At 44.6% G+C, this 23,221-nt stretch carries 20 protein-coding genes; 14 read left to right on the top strand and 6 right to left on the bottom strand.

Features of this window, described 5'->3' with window-relative positions:
* Window positions 1-7: 7 nt before the first annotated feature.
* Window positions 8-2,203: a TonB-dependent receptor family protein gene (locus RT717_RS12390; protein ID WP_317492056.1), complete on the top strand. Its 2,196-nt coding sequence runs from the start codon at window positions 8-10 to the stop codon at window positions 2,201-2,203.
* Window positions 2,204-2,286: 83 nt separating this feature from the next.
* Here RT717_RS12390 and RT717_RS12385 read toward each other — a convergent pair whose 3' ends face one another.
* The gene (locus tag RT717_RS12385; RefSeq protein WP_317492055.1) at window positions 2,287-3,414 is read right to left on the bottom strand and encodes a DmpA family aminopeptidase; all 1,128 of its coding nucleotides are present in this window, start codon (window positions 3,412-3,414) and stop codon (window positions 2,287-2,289) included.
* 18 nt (window positions 3,415-3,432) lie between these two features.
* Window positions 3,433-5,139, bottom strand: coding sequence for a gamma-glutamyltransferase (gene ggt, locus RT717_RS12380; protein ID WP_394854130.1), 1,707 nt, complete (start codon window positions 5,137-5,139; stop codon window positions 3,433-3,435).
* Window positions 5,140-5,376: 237 nt separating this feature from the next.
* Here ggt and RT717_RS12375 point away from each other — a divergent pair, with 237 nt between their 5' ends.
* Window positions 5,377-5,640 (top strand): hypothetical protein, encoded by a 264-nt coding sequence (locus RT717_RS12375; protein ID WP_317492054.1) that lies wholly within the window; start codon window positions 5,377-5,379, stop codon window positions 5,638-5,640.
* A 204-nt stretch (window positions 5,641-5,844) separates the two neighbouring features.
* Here RT717_RS12375 and can read toward each other — a convergent pair whose 3' ends face one another.
* From can to RT717_RS12360, 3 genes are all read right to left on the bottom strand, one after another.
* The gene (can, locus tag RT717_RS12370) at window positions 5,845-6,486 is read right to left on the bottom strand and encodes a carbonate dehydratase (protein ID WP_317492053.1); all 642 of its coding nucleotides are present in this window, start codon (window positions 6,484-6,486) and stop codon (window positions 5,845-5,847) included.
* A 5-nt stretch (window positions 6,487-6,491) separates the two neighbouring features.
* On the bottom strand, window positions 6,492-8,063 hold the full coding sequence (locus RT717_RS12365; RefSeq protein WP_317492052.1) for a SulP family inorganic anion transporter: 1,572 nt from the start codon (window positions 8,061-8,063) through the stop codon (window positions 6,492-6,494).
* Window positions 8,064-8,154: 91 nt separating this feature from the next.
* Window positions 8,155-8,598, bottom strand: coding sequence for a DUF2062 domain-containing protein (locus tag RT717_RS12360; RefSeq protein WP_317492051.1), 444 nt, complete (start codon window positions 8,596-8,598; stop codon window positions 8,155-8,157).
* 463 nt (window positions 8,599-9,061) lie between these two features.
* Between RT717_RS12360 and RT717_RS12355 the strand changes: the two genes are divergently transcribed.
* From RT717_RS12355 to RT717_RS12310, 10 genes are all read left to right on the top strand, one after another.
* On the top strand, window positions 9,062-9,868 hold the full coding sequence (locus RT717_RS12355; RefSeq protein WP_317492050.1) for a hypothetical protein: 807 nt from the start codon (window positions 9,062-9,064) through the stop codon (window positions 9,866-9,868).
* Window positions 9,869-9,926: 58 nt separating this feature from the next.
* Window positions 9,927-10,931: an oxygenase MpaB family protein gene (locus RT717_RS12350; protein ID WP_317492049.1), complete on the top strand. Its 1,005-nt coding sequence runs from the start codon at window positions 9,927-9,929 to the stop codon at window positions 10,929-10,931.
* Between the two features lies 1 nt (window position 10,932).
* On the top strand, window positions 10,933-11,337 hold the full coding sequence (locus RT717_RS12345) for a DUF2721 domain-containing protein (RefSeq protein ID WP_317492048.1): 405 nt from the start codon (window positions 10,933-10,935) through the stop codon (window positions 11,335-11,337).
* Window positions 11,338-11,369: 32 nt separating this feature from the next.
* Window positions 11,370-11,987, top strand: coding sequence for a hypothetical protein (locus RT717_RS12340; RefSeq protein ID WP_317492047.1), 618 nt, complete (start codon window positions 11,370-11,372; stop codon window positions 11,985-11,987).
* Window positions 11,987-13,099 carry a serine hydrolase domain-containing protein gene (locus RT717_RS12335; protein WP_317492046.1) on the top strand — a complete coding sequence of 371 codons (1,113 nt, stop codon included), beginning with the start codon at window positions 11,987-11,989 and terminating at the stop codon, window positions 13,097-13,099. The genes RT717_RS12340 and RT717_RS12335 overlap by 1 nt, the downstream gene beginning before the upstream one ends.
* A gap of 190 nt (window positions 13,100-13,289) precedes the next feature.
* The gene (locus RT717_RS12330) at window positions 13,290-13,853 is read left to right on the top strand and encodes an RNA polymerase sigma-70 factor (RefSeq protein ID WP_317492045.1); all 564 of its coding nucleotides are present in this window, start codon (window positions 13,290-13,292) and stop codon (window positions 13,851-13,853) included.
* A 57-nt stretch (window positions 13,854-13,910) separates the two neighbouring features.
* Window positions 13,911-14,849, top strand: a complete 939-nt coding sequence (locus RT717_RS12325) for a FecR family protein (protein ID WP_317492044.1) — start codon at window positions 13,911-13,913, stop codon at window positions 14,847-14,849.
* Window positions 14,850-14,944: 95 nt separating this feature from the next.
* On the top strand, window positions 14,945-17,590 hold the full coding sequence (locus RT717_RS12320; protein ID WP_317492043.1) for a TonB-dependent receptor: 2,646 nt from the start codon (window positions 14,945-14,947) through the stop codon (window positions 17,588-17,590).
* Window positions 17,591-17,593: 3 nt separating this feature from the next.
* Window positions 17,594-18,451: a DUF4249 domain-containing protein gene (locus tag RT717_RS12315; protein WP_317492042.1), complete on the top strand. Its 858-nt coding sequence runs from the start codon at window positions 17,594-17,596 to the stop codon at window positions 18,449-18,451.
* Between the two features lie 214 nt (window positions 18,452-18,665).
* Entirely contained in the window at window positions 18,666-18,839 is a 174-nt protein-coding gene (locus tag RT717_RS12310; protein ID WP_193217756.1) for a hypothetical protein, read from the top strand.
* 12 nt (window positions 18,840-18,851) lie between these two features.
* Here RT717_RS12310 and RT717_RS12305 read toward each other — a convergent pair whose 3' ends face one another.
* Window positions 18,852-20,132: an N-acetylmuramoyl-L-alanine amidase gene (locus RT717_RS12305; protein WP_317492041.1), complete on the bottom strand. Its 1,281-nt coding sequence runs from the start codon at window positions 20,130-20,132 to the stop codon at window positions 18,852-18,854.
* A gap of 119 nt (window positions 20,133-20,251) precedes the next feature.
* Here RT717_RS12305 and RT717_RS12300 point away from each other — a divergent pair, with 119 nt between their 5' ends.
* Both RT717_RS12300 and RT717_RS12295 read left to right on the top strand, forming a co-directional pair.
* Window positions 20,252-20,932, top strand: a complete 681-nt coding sequence (locus RT717_RS12300) for a head GIN domain-containing protein (protein ID WP_317492040.1) — start codon at window positions 20,252-20,254, stop codon at window positions 20,930-20,932.
* Between the two features lie 207 nt (window positions 20,933-21,139).
* The gene (locus RT717_RS12295; RefSeq protein ID WP_317492039.1) at window positions 21,140-23,203 is read left to right on the top strand and encodes a carboxy terminal-processing peptidase; all 2,064 of its coding nucleotides are present in this window, start codon (window positions 21,140-21,142) and stop codon (window positions 23,201-23,203) included.
* Window positions 23,204-23,221 lie beyond the last annotated feature (18 nt).

The following is a 23,221-nucleotide window of genomic DNA, read 5'->3' as shown; positions in this document are numbered from 1 at the left end:
ATTTTACATGAAAAACATTAGACTTCTGTTTCTATTCGCTTTGGGCTGCCTTTGGAGTTCAGTCGAAGCGCAGGAAATAAACGAACCAGACAGTATTTCAACAAAAATTCTTGACGCCGTAACTGTTAAGGGCTTTCACGATAAGAAGCAGGCGTTACCTGATATAGTTGGCGCTAACATATTTGCAGGTAAAAAGACGGAAACAGTGGATTTGGATAACGGTGGAGCCAATCTCGTTCAAAACGTTGGCAGGATGGTCTTCGCAAAAATGCCGGGCGTCAATCTTTGGGATATGGATGGTGCCGGCACCCAAATGAATATAGGAACCAGAGGAACCGATGCCCATCGTTCCATCGAAATGAATATGCGGCAGAATGGCTACAACACTAATTCCGACATATTTGGCTATCCTGAAAACCACTATCAGGTGCCTATGCAAGGGGTAAAACAGGTGCAGCTTGTGCGTGGCTCAGCAGCCCTTCAGTTCGGCAGTCAGTACGGTGGGATGATGAACTATGTGATGAAGGAAGGAGACTCCACCAAAGTGTTTTCGCTGGAAAGCGAGCAGACACTTGGCGCTAACAATCTTTTCAATTCGTATAATGCCGTGGGCGGAACGAAAGGGAAAGTAAGTTACTATGCCTACTACAACAACCGACATGGCGACGGCTGGCGCCCCAATTCTGCTTTTAACTACGATGCCTGGTATGCCAATGTCAAGTACCGGTTTTCCAATAAGGGTAGCGTAGCTTTGCAATTTTCCGGAATGGACTACCGCCAGCAGATAGCAGGCGGACTAACGGACGCACAATTCAAGGACAATTCAAGGCAATCCGACAGGTCTAGAAATTATTTTAGTCCTATCATTAACGTTCCGGCTGTTACTTTCAACTATCAGCTCTCTCCCTCTACATCGCTTGAATTAACTGCCAACGGTGTTTGGGGTGAACGAAGCAGTATACAGTTTATCAACCCTGCTACTGTAAAAGACACGTTCAACACCAACATAGGCTCTTTCAATCCACGGCAGATCGACAGGGACTTTTATGGTAGTGTAACGACAGAAGCAAGACTTCTTCACGAATACAGCCTCGGGCAAGTGAAGAGTGTGCTTTCGGCAGGGGTGAGGTATTTCGATGGGACGACCAAGAGGAGACAGAAAGGTACAGGAACGACAGGAAGTGACTTTAATTTCACTCTTGTTGCACCTTATGGTACCGACTTGACATTCTCAACCATCAACTATGCTGCCTTTGCAGAAAATATCTTTTACCTGAATAAAAGGTTTTCGGTAACGCCAGGATTCAGGTATGAAGTGATCAAATCAGATCTGTCAGGAGTCATTAACAACGCCTCTTTTCCCGTGTCCTATACAGGCAAACGTAACTTTCCTCTTTTCGGTACTGGTTTGCAATATCAGTTAACCAATGAGACCCAACTTTATGGAAATATCTCCCAGGCGTACCGACCGTACCTGTACGCCTACATTACACCAGCCGATCAGCTAGGCATAGTTGACCCCAACTTGAAAGACAGTCGTGGGTATGATATTGACGCTGGCTACAGGGGAAGCATAGGCAACCTACTGAATTTCGACATCAATGGGTATTACCTTTTTTATGGCGACAGAATTGGTAAAGTGACAATGCAGGGGAGTGCCAATGCTTCCTACCTTTTCACCACCAATGTGGGGAATTCTGAAGTCAAAGGTTTGGAAATGTACCTTAATTTTTCGTTGCTGGGAGGTGTGAAAAACAATGTGAACACCGACTTGCGGCTGTTTAACTCACTGGCCTACACCAATGCCAGGTATCTGGACGTGACTGTAGCCAGCGGCAATCAGGAAGTCTCCCTCAACGGTAACCATGTAGAAAACGTCCCCGACTGGATAGAACGAGCCGGGCTTGAATTCACACACAAAAGTTTTTCTTCCACCTTGCAGGTTAGCTATGTAAGCGAGCAATTCAACGACGCCAACAATACCGAATTTTCCGAGTCGGGCATCGTGGGAGTAATACCCGCTTATACAGTCATCGACTGGGCCTTTAACCTGGGCTTTCTCGATAAATATCATTTTTCAGGCGGTGTGAACAATGTAGCTGACGCCAGGTATTTCAGCAGGAGAATTCAGATGTATCCAGGCCCAGGCATCTTACCAGCTAATGGCAGGACTTTCTATCTGACATTGGGATATAAATTTTGACAGGGAATAACCAGCTATGTTAATTGGGGCAGGGATTTTTGATTGAAGTTTTTTGGCGGCAGGCATGGCCTGGCCGCAGAAAGCTATTTTTTAAGCTTACCTGCTTTCTTTAAAATCTTCAATACTTCCTCTTCTGGAAGTTCTTTCACGGTTCGTCCCTCGAAGCCGGTCATAGTAGTCGCTGCCCACAGTGAATTCAGAATGGCTTCTTCTGTCGCTTCAATAACAGCCATGAATAGCGGGCTCATATGATCATTTGAAAGAATGCTTTGCGTAAGGGTGGGTGATGACGTATCATAAGGAACCCTAAGTCCTTCATCTGTAGAAAAGGCTATCACATAGTCGCCACTTCCATTGGAAGCGATACCACCTGTTCTTCCGAGCCCCAGAATAGCCCTTTTGGCAAGTCTTTCAAGATTCCTTGCATCTAACGGTGCATCTGTAGCCACCACTATCATGCACGATCCATCGACAGAACCAAGGATTTGCTTTCGGTAGGGGTATTGCTCCAGTATTTCATCGATGGCTTCACCATCAATCGTAAGGTTACCGCCAAAGTTTGTTTGTACCAGCACACCCACTGTGTAGCCACCGAGGGTTTCGGGGAGTTTCCGGCTGGAGGTGCCAATACCCCCCTTGTAACCGAAGCAAACTGTGCCAGTGCCAGCGCCAACGTTGCCTTCTTCAACTTTCCCGGACGTCGCTGCGTCAATGGCAGCTGCGAAATGCTCCGGCTGCAATGGGAAACTGCGAATATCGTTGAGGTAGCTATCGTTGGTTTCTCCAACAACAGGGTTCACTGATCGAACATTCTCATTGCCAGGCAGTGCAATCGTATATTTTACCAGAGCCTTAGATGCATCAGCCACTGCTAAGGTATTCGTCAGAAGTATTGGCGTTTCAATATTGCCAAGCTCTTTCACTTGAGTGTAGCCTGCAAGTTTGCCGAAAGCATTACCCAGGTAAATGGCGGCAGGAACCTTCGACTGAAAGATATTCCCGTCGTAGGGTAGGATGGAAGTCACCCCTGTTCTTACGTTGTCTCCTTGAATAAATGTGAAGTGCCCGACTTTTACACCTTTGACGTCTGTGATAGCATTGAATTCTCCTGATGGCAGAACACCAATTTTCACGCCTAGCTCTGCCGGTCGTTGTCGGGCGTTAGCCAACACGGAAGTGAGACAAAAGAAAAGCAACAGCAGGCGATTCATTTTTTGGTATTTAAGTACTTAATAGCCAACAGCAGTGTCGTCACCTCTTGGATCCGCACCGCCCTCCAGCATGCCGTCAGGCAGCACGAGGATAGCGTCAATCCGACCAATATTTCCAGCCTCTCTGAAGTGATGGCCCATGCTATCTAATTCAGAAGTAACCTCAGGTTTGAGGGCGTCAGTTTCGGTCAGTATCAAGTCGGGTAGCCACTGGTGGTGAAACCTTCGGGCCGTTACAGCTTCTTGCATGCCCATGCCGTGGTCAACCACATTGAGGATTGTTTGAAACACCGACGTGATGATAGTTGAGCCTCCCGGCGTGCCAACAACCATTATCAGTTTACCATCTTTCTCAACAATGGAAGGAGTCATTGAACTCAACATTCTTTTACCGGGCTCGATGGCATTAGCCTCACCACCCACCAAACCATAGGCATTGGCATAGCCAGGCTTCACACTGAAGTCGTCCATTTCATTATTGAGCAAAAAGCCAGCGCCTGCTACAAACACTTTGCTTCCAAAGCCCCCATTGAGCGTGGTGGTAACCGACACAGCATTGCCTTTGGAGTCAACTACTGAAAAGTGAGTTGTTTGATCCGATTCAAGCAGCGCCACAGGGTTTCCCTCGGTCACCTCGGATGACAGAGAAGCCTTTTCAGGATTGAAGGAAGACATTCTTTTTTTGTTGTATGCAGGATCTATCAGTCCGGCCATAGGCACATCGAAATAGTCGGGATCTCCCAGGTATTTAGCACGGTCAGCGTACACACGCCTCTCTGCCTCAGTGATCAAATGGACAGTTTTTGCCGTGTTCCAGCCCCATTCATTGATCGGGTAGGGCTCTACAGATTGTAGCAGCTGCAGCAAGGCGATGCCTCCGCTGGAAGGAGGCGCCATCGAGATAATCTTATGGCCTTTGTAAGATCCCACAACCGGTGTTCTCCATACAGCTTCATAATTTTTCAGGTCTTCGAGGGTAATGATACCCTTTCCCCGTTGCATTTCGGCCACGATGAGATCGGCGGTTTCGCCCTCGTAGAAGCCTGCCTCTTTTTTGTCACGAATAAGAGAAAGTGTTTTGGCAAGATCCTTCAAAAATATGGTGTCGCCTGCCACCCACTCATTGTCCTTTAAAATAAAGCCGGGACTAACGGTATTGTACTTGATGAAATTGTCTTTTCCCCGATTCAGCCCCGCTGCTTCTTTTTCGGTAAGTGCAAAGCCATTGGCAGCCAGATCAATAGAAGGCTGTACCAACTCTTCCCAGCCAAGGCTGCCATATTTTTCGTGTGCCTTCACCATTCCATCCACCGAACCGGGCACTCCAGATGCCAAATGTCCCAGCCAACTCAGGTTTTCGATAACTTCGCCATTCTCATCAAGGTACATATTTCTGGATGCAGCCGCAGGAGCTTCTTCTCTGTAGTCCAAGCCATCAACCGAACCGTCGTTTTGGCGGATCACCATAAAACCGCCGCCTCCAATATTCCCCGCTCCCGGATAAACAACAGCCAGCGCAAACTGTACTGCAATGGCAGCATCCACAGCATTGCCACCTTTTTTGAGTATGTCAGCCCCCACTTGTGATGCCAATGGGTGTGCTGAAACGACCATCCCATTTTTTGCTGTCAAGCCACGGTCAATGACCCGCTGAGGCTCATTGGCTTTTGGAGAGCAGCCATACAATAGAATAGCAATAAGGATCAGGTTGGTAAGTCTTTTCATATAGTTGACGGTTTTGTGTTCCAAAGTAAAAAAAGAAATGCAGAATCAAATGCTGATTATGGAGAAGGGTAACTTCTGAAATAAAATGTCATTCATGTAAGGTTTTTTCGTTTTGTTAGTCTTTCCAATCATACGGTTGATCGAAAATATAGCCCTGGTCGTAGTAATAAGGACAAGAAGGCTTTCAATAGCCATGGTTTATACGTACCTTCGAAGAGTATTAAATGTAAAAACGAAGTGAAAAAAGTCTTTTTAGTTGTTTCTTTCTTAATGTTAATAGGGTTTGTAAACGCAACACCTTCTCCTAAGAAGAGCGTAAAGAAAGCCTATTACACATCGCCAATAAGAGAATTTAGAGGAACTACATTTTATCAGTGGAAGAATAACGACACTGTGAAAGTGGCTAAAATCTCAACCACTGAGGATAGTGGAAAGAAAGCCGTTGCGAAGACCGAAACAAACATCCCCGGTAAGCCTATCGCCAGCAACCGCACCAATTAATGGCCACTAGGTCGATTTCATTTTAACCTTCTTTACCCTGCTTTTGTGCTTGTCCTTTTTAGGATTGTAATAGCGGTGATGCACTTTCGGCTTTACAGTTTTTATATTGTAGGAATGGCTGGAGCACCCCTGAAAGGAGATAGCTAGTAGAAAAAAAGCCAGCATGAACATGCCGGCCCTCAGAAGTGATACCTTTTTGCGCACCTACTTTACGTCATCAAAGTCAAACATATAGATGGGATCAAGTTGAGTATTTGGATCCATCTTAAATACTTCGTTCAAAATACCATCCTTCAACCCATATACCCAACCATGTAGCATAGGGCGTTGCTCTTTTTTCCAGGCATGCTGCACAATCGATGTTTTTGCTAAGTTGTTTACCTGCTCTATTACATTGAGCTCCACCAATCGATCTGCTTTGGCCTCTTCGTTGGGAAGACGATCTATTTCCTGCTTGTGAATTCTATACACTTCCTTGATATTTCTCAACCATTTATTGATAAGGCCAAGACTTTTGTTGGTCATCGCCGCCTTTACGCCACCGCAACCATAGTGGCCAGTTACAATAATGTGGTCGACTTTGAGGTGCTCCACTGCATATTGTAAAACGCTCAGCATGTTAAGATCCGTATGCACCACCATGTTAGCGATGTTTCTGTGTACAAACATCTCACCCGGCTCTGTATTTGTGATCTCATTGGCAGGTACCCTTGAGTCGGCGCAGCCAATCCATAAAAATGCCGGATTTTGTATTTCAGAAAGGTGATTAAAATAGTCGGGGTCGGCTTGGACACGTTCACGTGCCCAAGCTTTATTTTCCAGTAACAATTTTTCGTAGGGACTCATGTCGACTATTTCTTAAATAAGTGATTGTAGCTGGAGGATGATTTTTTTAGTTCAACCGTTATTTTTCGGTTCTCTGATGTTTCAACGAAATCTTCGATAACTTCTGATATGTCGTTGTCAATGAATATTGATTTAGTTCCATCAATGATAACGAAGGCACCTTTTGGAATCTTTTGAAATGTAGTTCTTAGGGCGGATTTATTGAGAAAAGTTACGTCCTTGTTCAATTTCACAAGATAGTTCTCCTCATCCTGTGTAACCAAAATAGCCTCGTTGAAATTGCTCTTTATTACAAAGAACAGACCAACAGCCATGCCGATAGAGATACCGATTAGTAAATCTGACAACAGAATCGCTGCGATTGTAATCACAAATGGCAGGAACTGCCCCATTCCCTTTTGAAACATCGACCTGAACAGCGATGGTTTGGCAAGTTTGAAGCCAATCATTATCAGTATTGCTGCAAGGGCAGCCAGCGGTATCAGGTTAAGGATATGTGGAATAACAACGACACTGAGAAGCAGCAAAGCACCATGGATAATTGCTGACATTTTTGTGTGTGCCCCAGAATCTATGTTGGCGGAGCTTCTCACAATAACAGCTGTTAGCGGCAAGCCTCCAATAAGTCCTGAGACCATATTACCAATGCCCTGTGCTTTCAACTCTCTGTTTTGAGGGGAAACTCTTTTGTAAGGATCCAGCTTGTCAGTGGCTTCCAGACTCAATAAAGTCTCCAAACTTGCGATAATGGCAAGGGTAATGGCCACTACATAGATTTCGGGGTTGCCAAACTGGCTAAAGTCCGGGAAAGTAAGTTCGTTGGCAAACTCACTCAGATTGCCAATAATAGGCAACGAAACGAGATGGCTCTGCCCGAGAGCCATGTCAGGGAGGAATTTAATGAAGAGCTGATTAACACCTATTCCCAGTAGTACCACCACCAACGGTGCCGGAACGATAGAAAAGAATGCCTTTTTCTTGATACCAGGCCTATCCCAGAGAAGAATGACAGCCAACGAAATGAGGCAGATGGCAATCGCTCCCATACTCAAATTTTCGAGAGCAGCGAAAATCTCTGAAAAGGTGTTTTGTCCGTCGGGCTGGAAAAATTCTATATCACCCTCCGGATCTGAATCGTAGCCGAAAGCATGAGGTATTTGTTTCAGTATCAATATAAGCCCGATGGCAGCAAGCATTCCTTTGATTACTGAAGAGGGGAAGAAATTACCAATAACACCGGCTTTCAGAAAGCCCAGCAAGAGCTGGATAGCGCCTGCAATGACGACTGCAAGCAGAAAGGACTCGAAAGAACCTAAATCGTCTATAGCGTTGAGAACGATGATTGTCAGGCCGGCAGCCGGGCCACTAACGGCGAGTTGAGAGCCACTGAAAGAGGCTACCACCAAGCCTCCAACAATTCCAGCAATAACGCCCGAAAAAAGTGGTGCTCCAGATGCCAGCGCTATACCCAAACACAGCGGCAGAGCAACAAGAAAAACTACCAGGCCGGCGGGGCCATCGTATTTGAAGTGGCCGAAGATATTAGGGCTGGAGTTTAAAGAATTCTTATCGGACATTGTTTACAGTTTATAATTTTGATGGTGCAAAGATGCAATAGGAAATACTTAAATATAGAAAAATTGTTCCAATGATTTGATAAGGGGTTGATTAGCTTTTTGAGTTGTGATCATTGTTGTCGACTACGCCAACCTTACTTTGCCTGCTTGTCAACACTCGTTTTGAAACCAAATATATGATAAAAGATGCCAGCGGGGCCAATAGCAACCATCCCAAAAGCATATTGATTGCAATGAAAAGCAAATCCCCGGAAATTTCCGCCAAACTATTGAGTGAAAAAGAAAACTCCCCAATTTTGTCGATGGTCGTACCATTGATGGTAAACCCGGTAAAAGGCGCTCCGATGTAAAAGTAAGGAAGCAGAAGGGCCAACTGTATAGGGTAAACAATGTAATTGACTGCCTGAATAATAGCCATGTTCAGCCTAAAGAACAATGAACTAGCGGTACAAAGTACCGTAGAGGTGCCTACCAATGGAAAGACGCCCCAGAGAAAGCCGAGACTGATTGACAAAGAGGCTTTTGAAGGTTCCATCCCTCCGGTTACAAAAGTATTTACCAGTGACTTTAGCCTGTAACGGAGATTTGTTTTTGTTTGATTTTGCATTAAATCTTACATGAGGCTGAATCGAAAAAAGATAGAAGAATTCTCCTCGTTGGTACGTAGCATCTTTGTTGGAAATATCAAAAAAATGAATAACACGCACACTTAAAGTAATACTTTAATACAAATGAAAGATGAGCAAATCTAGGGATATTGGATGAATGCAAGTTTATTAAATAGTGAATATTTCATGTTAATTTGTTGACTGCGGGCTTTATTACATGTCGTAGATCATATTTTTTTGCCAAACTTTGCTTCTGTGCTATTTTTTTGATAATATTTCAAATCATTAGCTAACTGGCCTGGTTAGTGGAATATTCGAAAAGTAATATTTTGCTTTAATGACATTATAGGTTTTAGGAATCAGTGTAGAATTGTGTAACCAACCAACAAAATGAATGAAAACCTCGAGCTAAGGAAAGGTGCCATTGACAACCCAAAAGATTGGAGAGTATATAAGATAAGCGGTGTAGACAGGACAATAGTAGCCAGAAAAGGAGGGCCTTCTGCCAACGACATCAAAAGTAAAGAGTCATATCAGGAACTGAGGAACAATCAAAAGGAATTCGGTGTGGCCAGCATGATGGCAAGAACCATGCGCATGACTATGACTGGCGATTTGGGGGATATATGCGAAACCTATTCGTCGGGAAAGCTGACTGCTAAATTCAGAGGCTTGGTGAAAGGTGTTGATGGCCCCACTGGTCGACGTCCTTTAACACCGAGTAAATATGGCAAACAGGTAGAAGGCTTTGAATTCAATCCGGAGTTTCCGTTTGGTACTACTTTCTATCCGAAATACTTTGTTCACCCTGGGCAGGGACGGGGACATGTCATCCTCCACTTTCCAGGTTTTGTTCCTCAGAGCAATATCGCCTTTCCGGCAGAAGCCACTCATTTCAAATTGACGGCTAAGTTGGTTTCTATTTCAGACTTTTATTTCGATGAAGAGGAAGCTTCTTACAGGCCGTGCAATCCTGATCACCACGGCTTAACCGATTCATTTGAAAGCAACATGTTTCCCGATCTAAAGATTGCTATCCAGCCAATTACGGCTCAGCTTTCTATAGTACCTCCAAAAGGACTTCCCGAAAAAGTAGGTGTATTTCTGCTAATGGGTGTGAAATTTTATAAATATGAGAATGCAAAGTATACGTTCGTGAAGAACGGATCGTCATGTAAAGTGTTAAAATCTTTTTGATCTTTAATTAACCAATTGGAAGCATGCAGGGTTATACCATTAACTGCATGCTTTTTTTATGGATTTAGAAAAATTTAGGCTCACTGGCGATCCTCCCGCCGACGCTGTTGTTGAAGTTATTCAACGAGACATGCCTGAGCTCTGGGCATCGGACAAATGGAAGAACTTTACTCATAATAACCAGAAGCCCGACGACACCTGGCCAAAAGAGCTGATAAGTTTCATCAATCAAAATGAGGTATTACCCGAAGATAGCTTGCCAAATCGCTTGAAGCATACTCAGGAATTTTTCTCCAAGCACCAACCTCTGATTCTGCTCTGCCTTGGGCTTTATTCACTTCCGTACTGCTATGCGGCTGCCAACGGTGCTAAGGTATTGTATCACTCCAAACGGCTTAGAGAGTCCCCCGGCAAGCGGCTCATCGAGACAGCCTCCTTTGTGCTTGATGTGTCTGAGCCCGGAGCGTTTGATACCAAGGGAAAGGGCTTCAGGAGTATTCTCAAAGTAAGGCTCATGCATGCGCTCACCAGGTATTATATAAAGAATCAAGCCTTTTGGCAGAGCGATTGGGGGCTTCCCATCAACCAGGAGGACATGGCTGGGACAAACCTGGCTTTCTCGCTGATTGTACTGCGTGGCCTGCGAAAGTTGGGGGTTGACGTAAAGGGAGCAGAAAGTAAGGATTTTTTACAATACTGGAATCTGATTGGGCACCTGCTGGGGATTGAAAATGAACTGGTAAAGGACAATGTAAAACAGGCGTTGTCGCTCGAAAAGCAAATAGCAAAAAGGCACTTTACCAGATCTGTTGAGGGTGTGGAATTAGCTGCAGCACTTAGGAAGCACATAGAAGTTGAAATGCGGAATAGCGCTATTCATTTACCTGTTTCGGCTCTTATGGCCTATTTACTAGGGAGTGAGATCAGCAAGATGCTCGATATTGAAACTTCTTCATTCAATAAGGTTGTTGCAAAATCTTTTGTTAGCTTAAGCAAAATTCAGCAATTAATAGGGCGAGATTTTCAATGGCAAAGGCAGGAAATTGATAGGGTAAATTTGTGACATGCAACTAGAACTGAGCACACCGGCATTGTTGTTTCCAGCCATCACATTGTTGATTCTGGCTTACACTAACAGGTTTTTAGCGATTGCCAGCCTGATCAGAGGGCTCCATAAAAGGCAAGCTGATTCCCATGGCGAAAACAATGTGCCCGTCCGGGAACAGATTAAGAACTTACGGTTGCGGCTTTCGCTCATCAGGAACATGCAGGCGTTCGGTATTTTAAGCTTTCTCGGTTGTGTGCTTTCGATTCTGTTCTTATACCTGAACAATAGCCAATTGGGAAACTACCTGTTTGTTGCAAGTCTAGTTTTGCTTTTAGTTTCTCTCGGGCTTTCGTTCTACGAGACACAGATTTCCACAAAGGCATTGAGCATTGAATTGAGTACCTTAGAGAAAGATGAGTAAGGGGGTAATTGAGTCACCATGTTTTTTAAACTATGAAAATCGGTTTTTTTGTTTTGATAATGATGGCAGTGACTGGGCAGGCACTATCACAGGGTGTTGATTCGCTTGCCGTTGATTCTGTCAAACTGCTGAAGAAGCAAATCAATAAACCGGCAAGAAAATATGGCGTTTGGGCTGCGGGCTACATTGAACCCGCCTACCTCCGGCAGGCAAACGGCGTGAATCTTGGAGGTGGTTTAAGCTTTTTATTCCGCAGCCGCTACCATGTTGGGGCTTACGGGTCTGTTTATATGGGAGACTACAATCAAAGACTGATTTTTCCTAACGAATTCAGTATGAAATACAGCCATGCAGGCTTGTGGACAGGATACAAAACTACGTTGGAAAAGCCCTTTCAGTTTACATTTGATGCAAAAGTGGGGCAGGGGAAGGTGTTTTGGGAACGGCGGGACAATTTCTATAACATGTTCGAAGACTATGCGCTATTTGTGCAGCCATCTGCTGGCTGCGATTATAAATTTCTGCCTTTTGCCATCTTGCACGGCGAGGTAGGCTATCGATTGGTCAAAGGATTGGATATCCCCGAAGTATCCGATGATGACTTCTCAGGACTCACATTGAATGTCATGATTAAAATAGGGCTATTTTGATGCGTCGAATCCACCTTCTTATTGTCGCCGTCTTTATCCTCATTCCTCAGAGCTGCAAATGGAATGATGACGTACGGCCCGATGAGTCACCATGGGCTTACGAAGATCCAGGCGTGTCGGGTTTCGATGAGCCTTTGCTTTTGGCATTAGACAGTCTTTTTGATGCGGGTCGCCTTGGTGGCATTGGCAGTATGCTTGTTTTGAAAGATAACAAGGTGGTTTTTGAAGACTACTATGGTTTCTACACAAGAGACTCGCTTCAGGGCATAGGAAGTATGGGTAACATCATTGTTTCTCTGCTGGTAGGTATTGCTATTGACGGCGGTTTCATTAAAAGTGTTGAGGACTCGGTTTACAAGTATTTGCCCCAACGCCAGTCGTATTTCGAAGCTGACCAACTAAAAAAGAGAATCAGGTTCAAGGATATTCTCACCATGAAATCGGGACTTTCGTGGAACGAAACGCTGTCAGGAGTCAACTCCACTTCCAACGACGTGAATGTGATAAAGACGGCACCAAGTGCTGTGGAGTTTCTGCTTAAAAAGCCAATGGAGAGCATTCCAGGTCAAAGGTTTTCTCAGAATTCGGCGGGCAGCCTCATCATACTTGAGGCGCTCGAGTCTGCTACCGGTTTGTCCATCGACGAGGTGGTGAGCGAGTGGCTGTTCAAACCTCTGGAAATCAGTGACTGGAAGGTGAGAAAAGATGAGGTTGGGTTGAGTGACCTTTCGCTTGGGCTCACTATAAAGCCGCTCGATTTGTTGAAGATTGGAGACCTTATGCTCAACAATGGAAGCTGGCTTGGCAACCGAATTGTGAGTGCCAGCTGGGTCGAATTGTCGACAAGTACTCAGCATCGAATTTCCAACTTTTCGGATATGGGGTATTTATGGTGGAGATTTTCAGATGATAGCTCATGGTCGGTCTATTTTCCCGAGAATAAAACCTTCTATGCACTGAGCGATGAAGATCACTACATGTTTGTAATGCCTGAATACAACATGGTTTTTTTACTCACCACCAATGGACGAACATCCGCCAGCACCAACTTAGGGTATTACGTGCTCTCCAATTATTTACTGGCCACACTCCAACCAGACGACGGCAATTAGGGTCTTTCTATTCCAAATTGTTAAAAACAAAAGAAGGCCCAATATTTTCTGATAGCCTTCGTTGAACTTATAAACATTAGGTTTGGTTGGTTGTTAAGGAAATGCCTCGTTTTACGGGGCTTTCCTTTTTTAGTATTCCCCGCCAATCGCTAATTTCGGCTGTATTTGTAGAGTTTTATACATTTTAAAATTGAGCCAACTGCTTCCTGATAACTTATCTTCATTAGAAGTACTCTTCAAACAGCATTACACGGAATTGTGCCGGTATGCGCTGAAACTGACCCGCAATAACGAAGTGGCAGAGGAAGTGGTTCAGGAGGTTTTCGTGAACTTCTGGGAGCGGCGGGAAGAAATTAATATCAGCTATTCTGTAAAAGCCTATCTCGTAGCATCTGTTCGGAACAGGTCAATCAACTACCTCAAGCTTCAACTGCCCAAAGAGTTGAAAAAAGAGGATGTGGATAATTTGAGCGAAAAGGCCGACTTGTCAGACCCAACCCAAATTGAGTACAATGAGCTATATTCAATTGTCCAGAAGGCCATCGATTTATTGCCGGAACGATGCAAAGTTATTTTTGTGCTCAGCCGAGAGGAAGGGCTTACCTATCAGGAGATTGCTGAAAAGCTGGAACTGTCAGTAAAGACAGTAGAGAATCAAATGAGCATAGCGCTCAAAAAGCTCAGAGTAAGCCTGAAGCCGTATGTTGATAAGCTGGGAATAATTTTGCTGGCCTTAATCGAAAACTTTTTGTAGATAGCTTGGGGGTTGGGATTAAAATCCTTGACATCTAATAGAATACACCTGATTATAATGCAACGAGACTTAGTCGAATATTTTAACGGTAAGGCAAAAGCCACTTCTAACACTGAGAAGGGCGTCGATGCTAATCATTCAGTTGAGCTTCAAGAGGCAATTAAGGTATGGGAACATGCGTCCCTTGACACCTCGGACTATTGCCCTGATGTGGAATGTGCCTGGAGTAAAGTGAAGAGTAGACTTACTGAGGAAAAGAAGGTGGTTGCTTTAAGGTACTTCTACTGGGCTGCGGCGAGCCTTGCTCTTATCATCGGGAGCTATTTTGTGTTTCAATCCACTGTGACTAGTCAGGTTTTTTCCGAAACCGCTATAGTTAAGGCCGATGAGAAGGTAAAGGAGATTACGCTGCCTGATGGCTCCTTAGTTTGGCTCAATGCCAATGGCCAGATATCTTATTCTGAGGATGAACCCAGGAAAATCGAATTGAAAGGGGAAGCCTATTTTAAGGTAGCTCACGATGCTGAGCACCCTTTCGTTGTGGAGTCGAACGGTTTGACTGCAAAAGTGTTGGGTACAGAGTTTAATATGAAAAACACGAAAGAAGGGGTCAGGCTTGCGGTGATCGATGGAACTGTTGAAGCCTCAGCTTTTGAAAAGGTTCTTACGCTCCAGAAAAATCAACAAGTGGACGTTGTAGTGAAGGATAATGTCATTAGAAGGTCTGATATAACCGATATGAATTTTCTGTCCTGGAAAACAGGCATGATGACTTTTTCTAATCGGCCACTCGATAAAGTACTGAAACAAATACAAGATCACTACCGGACTGAAATCACGCTGGACAATGAAGCATTGAAGGCGTGCAAGGTAAGTGTAACCCTTGATAACCTCAGCCTTCAGGAAAGCCTGAACGTAATAACTACGCTACTGAATGGATCGGTAGAGCAAAAAGGTGATTCATATGTAATTCTTGCGGGGCCCTGCGAGAATTAGAACCGGGAACTTCCAACCTCTTTTTTTATTTATTACTCCTATAGTTACCTTTTATAGACGAAACATGTCTTTATTTAGAGGTCGCTTTCGGGAGTATGCCAACGTTTTTACGAGTCTGTTTTATCTTTCACCTTTGCTTGCTGTCGGCAAGCTCAGCATTAGTCGCTCAGAGTCACTCTGACGTGGTTGTGCGGGTGCCTCATGGTCAAACGAGCCTTTCTGTCGGGCAAGCTTTGCGCCTGATAGCTGATCAAACGACCTACAAGCCCTCCTACGTTGACCAATTAATTCCATTCGACAAGAAGATCAAAGTCAATGGCAATTCTATTTTGCTGGATGATTTGCTCGATAAGATAGTGTATTCTGAAAATCTGAAGTATCAGTTTGAGGGCAACCTAATCTTGCTGATAGCCGTCAAAAAGAATACTCCACTGAAGAATGACAACGTCACTATGAAGGGCCAGGTGAGTGAGGCTAGCACTGGCGAGGCCCTGATTGGCGCCACAATCTGGATTGATTCTCTTAAAACCGGATCGTCTACCAATGCCTATGGCTTTTTCTCCCTCTCATTGCCCAAGGGAATTTATGATGTTCGTATCTCATTTGTGGGTTATGAGACAATCGAGACCAGGTTGGCTTTGGCGGAGTCGACAGAACAAAACTTTTCACTTAAGTCAGCAAAGGCTAATTTGCCCGAATTGGTCGTTTCTCCGAAAGATTTTGACATTTTGCTGACAACTAAAAATACCGGCTACCACAAGATTAGTCGAAACATCTTCGGAAAGATTCCCTATTTTCTCAGCGAAGTGGATGTGCTACAGGGAGCTTTGTTGCTTCCCGGCATCAGGAACGTCGGTGAGGATGCTACAGGAATTAATGTCAGAGGTGGGTCGGCCGACAATAACCTGATACTGCTGGATGAGGCAGTCATTTTCAATACATCTCACTTTTTTGGGTTAGTGGGCGTTTTCAACCCTGAGGCGATCAACGACATAGAAATATATAAAGGTGATATACCGGCATCCTACGGCGGCAGAACTTCTTCCGTGGTGAGTGTGAGGCAGAGGGAGGGCAATAAGGAACGATTTGCTTTTTCAGGAGGGCTCGGACTTTTGTCGGGCAGGCTGGTGGCCGAAGGCCCCCTTGTAAAAGGAAAAAGCTCATTCCTGACATCGGTTCGGTCGTCATTGTTTAATATCAACTATGAGTTGGGTGACAACAATGTAAGGAGGAGTACCCTGAACTTTGCTGATTTCAATATGAAACTCAACTACGATTTGAACTCAAAAAATAAGGTGTATCTATCGGGCTATGTTGGTAAAGACCGGAACAAGATTGGAGAAACATTCCAGCGAACCTGGGGCAATAGTGCGCTGATTGCCCGATGGAACCACATTTTTGGAAACCGTCTGTTCAGCAATCATACATTCACGCTGAGCGAGTACAGCTACAAAACAGAAGACCCTTCCGAAATTTCCAATTTCATAGGAACGTCTTACATCTTCAACTACGCCTTTAAGTCCGATTTTAATTTTTATTCAAACCCTGACAATACCTACAATTTTGGCTACTCATCGATTATTCACAGGCTCAATCCCGGAGACAGAATACCTCTTACGGAAGACGCCTCGGTAGTGGAAATAAAGCTGAGCTCGGAACATGCCGTAGAGCCTGCCCTGTACGGCAGTTGGGAGAAGAAGTGGAGCAGACGGATTGAAACGGTGGCAGGAGCAAGGTGGTCTCGTTTCTATTACCTGGGGCCGTCAAATGAGTATATTTATGTGAACGGATTACCAAAAAGCAGGACATCGATTATCGACACCGTGCAGTATAAATTTGGCCAAATTATAGATTTTTATGAAGGGTTTGAGCCCAGGCTTGTTGCAAGCTATAAATTAAGCAAAGCCTCGATACTTAAAACCAGCTACAACAAAAACTATCAATACATCCACAGAATTACTAATAGCATTTCTCCTGCACCTACTGACATATGGAAACTCAGCGACAGGTATATCAAACCAGAGGTGTCAAATCAATACACATTGGGCTACTACAGAGACCTGTTTAATGGAAACCTGGAAGTCTCGCTTGAAGCATATTTCAAGTCGCTGTCAAATACAATAGCATTTAAGAATGGTGCCGACTTACTGTTAAATGAAACTATTGAAACAGAGGTGCTCACCGGAGTGGGAAGGGCATATGGGACTGAGCTACTGGTGCGGAAACCCGAGGGAATGCTTCGTGGCTGGGTAAGTTATACGCTGTCGAGGGCAGAGACGCAGATAAAGGGATCAACCGTGGAAGAAACACTCAATGATGGTGATTTTTTCCCCAGCGACTATGACAGGACGCATGACGTTTCAGTGGTGGGTATTTATGATGAAGGCAGGCAGTGGAGCTTCTCTGCTACGTTTAATTTCAGCACAGGGCGCCCCGTAACCCTGCCAGACGCAAAATACGTTTACGATGGCGTGATAGTGCCCAATTTCTCAAAACGTAATCAAGGCAGGCTTTCTGACTACCACAGGTTGGATGTGTCGACGACTTATGTGAGCAGGAAAAGTCTCGACAGGAAGTTCAAAAGTAGCTGGACGTTTTCAATCTACAATGTATATGCCAGGAGGAACGCCTATTCTTACCTTTTTAGGCAAAGTGCTTTGAATCCCAGCCAAACGGAAACCATCAGGTATTCTGTGTTGGGCACAATCATCCCCTCAATTTCCTATAATTTTAAGTTCTGACGGATGCGGAAATCAGCCCTGCTATTTGTTGCTTTAACCTCTTTTCTACTTCAGTCTTGCGAAGACCCTATCTCAATCGATCTGCCATCCGATAGCACTTACCTGGTGGTTGAGGGATGGATTACCGATCAGCCTGGCCCTTACCGTGTCAGGCTTTCCCAAACGCTGCCATTTGCTTCTCCTGAGACTAACCCAAAAATATCCAACGCAAAGGTATACATCACCTCTAAGGGAGTTAACTACTTTTTGGCCGAAAACCCAGAAATTCCTGGTGAGTATTTAACGGATTCGGCTGAGTTTGTCGGCACTCCGGGTGTTAATTACAAATTGGTGATTGAATGGGAGGACAAGATTATTATTTCAACCGAAAACTCTTTCAAAGCAGCTCCACCGATAGACACACTTACTTACTCTTTCGTGCCAAATATTTTTGTACCCGAAACTTTATCATTTACCTCAGGCTATTTGGTGACGGGCTTCGTGTCGGATCCGGCCACTGAGAACGACTACTATAGATGGAAAGTGTCGGAGAATGGAATTTCTTATGACCGAGCTGAAGACTTGATTTTGATCACCGATCGTTTTTTTAACGGAAAGAAATTCGGTTTTGAGCTATCAAACCTGTTGTTTCAGGTAGACGATACCGTCAGTGTGAGTCAATATACAATTGACGCCGCTGCCTTTGAATACCTGAAAAACATTAATACACAGGCTATTGGCCTCGGGAAGTCGACCAGCACACCGCCATCGCTGGTTAGGGGAAACTTGAAATACCTAAACGACGATGAAGGAGTGATACTCGGCTATTTCGGCATGAGTAGCGTGTCCAGTGCGCAGGTCGTCATCAAAAAAAATCAATAAAGTCATTCTTTTTTTAAAACGGCATGGGGGTAAACCGCCTTTTTGTTGACAATAATAAGTAGAGGGAGGCTACTACACGCAGCGATGCTTTGTGCATGTAGGCTTCTTCACCTGGCTAGATTCAGCGAGAAAAAAAAGTAACAAAGATGGGGGGTAGCAACGTTAAGAGCTAATGTTGCTTCCTAAAAAGCAAAGACTTATAAAAATTATTGCCATGCTATTAGATAACAAAATTTCAGAAGGACTTCTCAAATTGCTAAAAACAAAAGAAGTAAGACATTTTAATAAGGCAAAAGATGCTTTTCTGGACGAGGAGTCAAGAGAGCTGTACTTCAGACAGTTTTACCTTGCTCAGGTTCTTGAATTGGCTGAGGTAAAAGCGCATTGAGAGCGTAAGTACTTATCTTAGAATTATTTTTTTGTATTGAGGGAGTTCATTTTTTAGTTTGAACATCATCACGTAAACTCCGGGTTGAAGAAAAGAGGTCACTGCACGGTACCCATTAAGGCCTTCGTTGATTAGTCCGATAGACTGTTTTTGCCCATTCATTGTCACCAAATCAACAGCTTCAAGTTCTGTTTCCTCGGGCAGTTCAATGAGCACATCTCCTTCACTTGGGTTTGGATAAAACGTAACGGTGCTTACCACCAGCGGATCACTACAAGCCTGCAAAGTTGCAAAGACGTCCTGCCTTATGGTTTCAAGCTTTTCAAACACTTTGTCGCCGGGGCATTGTGTAGCACAGCCCTGCCTGTGTCCTGCAATGGTATTTAAATCGCCGTTTAATGGATGAGGCGAGCTTCCCAGCACGTCCAGCATGTCTTTGGAGGCTTTCCATGTGAGCAGTGCCTCGAGCGCAGAAATGGCCTCTTCCTTCGGCTCTGTGCTACTATAGTCGCCCATCATGCACACCCCCATGGTGGTAGAGTTTTTTCCGCAAAAATGGGCCCCAAGCACAAGGTCTTGTTCTCCATCGCCAGGATCCCTACCATTAAAAATGGTACCATCAGGGGCAACCAGGTAGTTGTAGCCGATGTCGGACCAGCCGTTTACCTGCGTGTGATAGATATAAATGTTTCGAACCACATTATAATAATCGGTAAGCGAATTGGAGGTAGCAGAATGATGGACAATGAGGTGTTCTGTCTCCGTATAACTCCTCGAATAAGAAGGGGCGGAAAGACCTTTTCGCCATTCGGATTGATCGACGCTTTCAGGCTCTTCACAGCTGCCTGGCGTTTTGATCAACGGTTTGAGTTCACCGGCTGTGCGGGCAGAAGATGGCAACTCACCAGCATTAATGTAATAAACTGAAAATGACTCGCTCACATTGGGTAGTAACAATCTGGCACTTTGCCTGGGAAAGTCGAAGATGACAGGAAGGCTCTGTAGCCCTCGATCTAAGTCGGCGTGCTCATCGAGCTCGAGCGGGTAAATGCTGCCGTCGGTGGCTACAGAAGAGTTTTCGAAAGTATCCGTGCCTGATATTTTTACCACCAACGACGTGAAGTATTTTTCGCCTGATGAAAGCTCATATTCTCCTTGATCGTTAGGGGTAAGCTCTTGTACCGAAAGCTCGGGGCTTACTTCTAATACCCTACTGTTGTTTCCTGCAGGACTCTGGGCCGACAGACTTCCAGCCACCAGAAGAACAACGAACAACACACAAAATCTCATCATTAATTAGCCGGTCTAATTTCTTTCCTCATCGAAACGAAAAGTTTTTCAAACAATTGCAACCCCTGTTCTAAATTTCAGTCTTTCACCAAAGCACTAATTAACGAAACTATACTGCACACATGAAACATCTTATTATACTACTTTTTGCCGGGCTCATTTCTTTTCAGGTAAATGCCCAGATGAAGGAAACCAGAAGGCTACCTTCTTTCAACCAGTTGTCCGTTTCTCAATCTATTGAGGTCGAGCTGGTTAAGGGCAACGAAGAAAGGGCTGAAATCACTTCCGACGAGGTTGATCTTGAAGACATTTTGACTGAGGTGTCGGGCAGTAAGCTGAAGATACATCTTGATGGGTGGAACAGAAACTGGAGGGGCAGTATAAAAATCAGGCTGACCTATCGGGAGCTTGAAGGGGTGTCAGTAGGCTCGTCAGCCAGAGTGACTGCCGAAGAAACTATTAATGCTACCTCTTTTTACGCCGATGCCAGCAGCTCAGGCAGAATGTCGTTGGCGGTAAATTGCAATGACCTTGAGGTGGATGTGTCGAGCAGTGGCCGGGTGACACTTCGTGGCAGGGCCACTTTTCAGGAAATAGATGGGAGCAGTTCAGGCTATTACGATGGCTTTGAATTGGAAAGTGAAAAGGTCAGGGCCGACGTCAGCAGCAGCGGGAAGGTGAATGTGTCGGTAACCAGGGAACTGATGGCAGATGTTAGCAGCAGCGGCAGAGTTACTTACAAGGGAACGCCTGACCGACTGATTGCCGACCAAAATAGCAGTGGCAAAGTGGTCAGGTACTAGCCGCTACAAACAAATAATGATATTTAAAGCAGGGAAACCTGCTTTTTTTGTTTTTAAATAATACTTTTCAGAAATTCTTAGGCCTATATATGCCGGATAGAAAAAGTAAGCTGCCAAAACTGTTTCCCGATCATGGAAATATTTCTTTTCTAAAGATCATTCTGGCCTAATTTTCGTTGGATACATTATTATTGACAAAACAAAATTATGAATAAAGCATCATTCCTATGGATCGCCCTTTTTTTTATGCTATTGGGCACAGGTATTCAAGCTTCAGCCGCAAGAGCCGAAGTTATTGCTGACACAACGAAGCTGATTGTGCCAAATGCAGAACACGGCAAAGAGGCACTCCTCATTACTCGCTTGCTTCTTCAGAATCATTACAGAAAAACACCGCTGAATGACTCTCTCTCAAATGTGATATTCAACAACTATATCACCAACCTGGACAACAACCGGATGTACTTCGTTGCGTCTGATATTGAATATTTCAAGCGCTACAAGGATTATTTCGACAACTATCTGCTTACCGGAAATATCGATGTGCCATTTCAAATGTTCAGGTTGTATCAGGAAAGAGCCCTGGATCGAATCAGCAAGGTGAATAAGATATTGGAGACCGAGCCTGACTTCAATTCAGATGAGATGTTTACGCCAGACCGGGAAAAAGAGCCCTGGGCTAAGTCGTTCGACGAATTGGACGAATTGTGGAGAAAAACCATCAAATACCAGGCGTTGGGATTGAAGCTGGAAGGTAAGGAGTGGAAAGACATCAAGACCACCCTGGCAAGCCGCTATGCACGCTATCACAAAATGATTGAACAGTATAATAGCGAAGATGCTTTTCAGATGTTCATGAATTCATTTACCGAAGCTTTTGATCCACATACTAACTATTTCTCGCCCATCACGTCGGAGAACTTTCAGATTGATATGGCACAATCCCTTGAGGGCATTGGTGCAAGGCTGACTCAGCAAATGGATAATACACAAGTGTATGAGGTGATTCCTGGCGGGCCGGCTTACAAGAGCAAGCAGATTTACAAGGACGATAAAATTGTGGCGGTGGCCCAGGGAGACAAAGAAGACTTTGTTGATGTTATAGGCTGGCGCCTGGATGATGTCGTTCAGCTGATCAGAGGGCCGAAAGGAACAGTTGTTCGTTTGAAAATTGTTCCTCACGATGCACCCGATGGCTCTTTGCCTGTTGAGTTGCGCCTTGTAAGGGACAAAGTGAAGCTGGAGGAAGAAACGGCCTCTAAGAAGATTGTGCCTTATACCGAAGGCGGGACAACCTATAAGCTTGGTGTGATTACTCTGCCGTCTTTTTACTTTGACTGGGAGGGAGCTCAAAAAGGGGAGAAGGATTATAAGAGTGCTACCAGGGACGTGAAAAGACTTCTTGCTGAGTTGGAGGCTGATGGTGTAGACGGCGTGATGATGGACCTGAGGTTCAATGGGGGTGGATCGCTCCAGGAAGCCATTAATTTGTCTGGTCTTTTCATTTCTAAGGGCCCTGTCGTGCAGGTAAAGAATGCCGATGGATCAATTGACGTGGGAACTGATAAAGATAGTGAGATTGCCTACAACGGGCCACTGGCAGTTTTGGTCAATAGATTTAGTGCATCGGCTAGCGAAATTTTCGCCGGTGCCATTCAGGACTACAAAAGAGGCATCATCATTGGCGAAAATTCTTTTGGCAAAGGCACAGTGCAGCAGCTTGTCGATCTTGACCAGTTTTTGCCGCAGGAAACAGCCAAACTGGGCCAGGTGAAGCTTACATTATCTAAGTATTATCGAGTCAACGGGAGCAGTACACAGCACCTGGGAGTGAAGCCTGATATTGAGTTCCCATCTGCATATGATGCAGACAACTTTGGTGAAAGCTCGCAGCCAAGCGCTTTGCCATGGGATCAAATCAGAAGCTCAAGTTTTACGCCCGTAAATAAAATCGACAGCAAGCTAATAGAGCAACTTACTCGTATTTATTCGCTTGACTTGCAGAACAACGCAGAGTTCAAAGAGCTGCAGTACGACATAGAAGAAGCAAAGAAAGCACGCTCGAAAAATGAAATTTCGTTGAACTACAACATAAGAAAGGCTGAAATCGATGACGTGAGAGCAGCCAGGGAGTCCATCAGAGATCTTAGTACTCAGATAAACGACTCAGAGGTGAAAGAGGCTGGCACAGATAGAAAAGAACCGAAGGACGTCTATCTCGATGAAAGCCTTAAATTATTGGCCAACTTGATTAAAATTCGATTGGGTTAAAAAAATGAAATACCTTTG

The sequence above is a fragment of the Imperialibacter roseus genome (assembly GCF_032999765.1).
Lineage (GTDB): Bacteria > Bacteroidota > Bacteroidia > Cytophagales > Cyclobacteriaceae > Imperialibacter > Imperialibacter roseus.
This window is presented reverse-complemented; position numbering and strand designations above follow the sequence as displayed.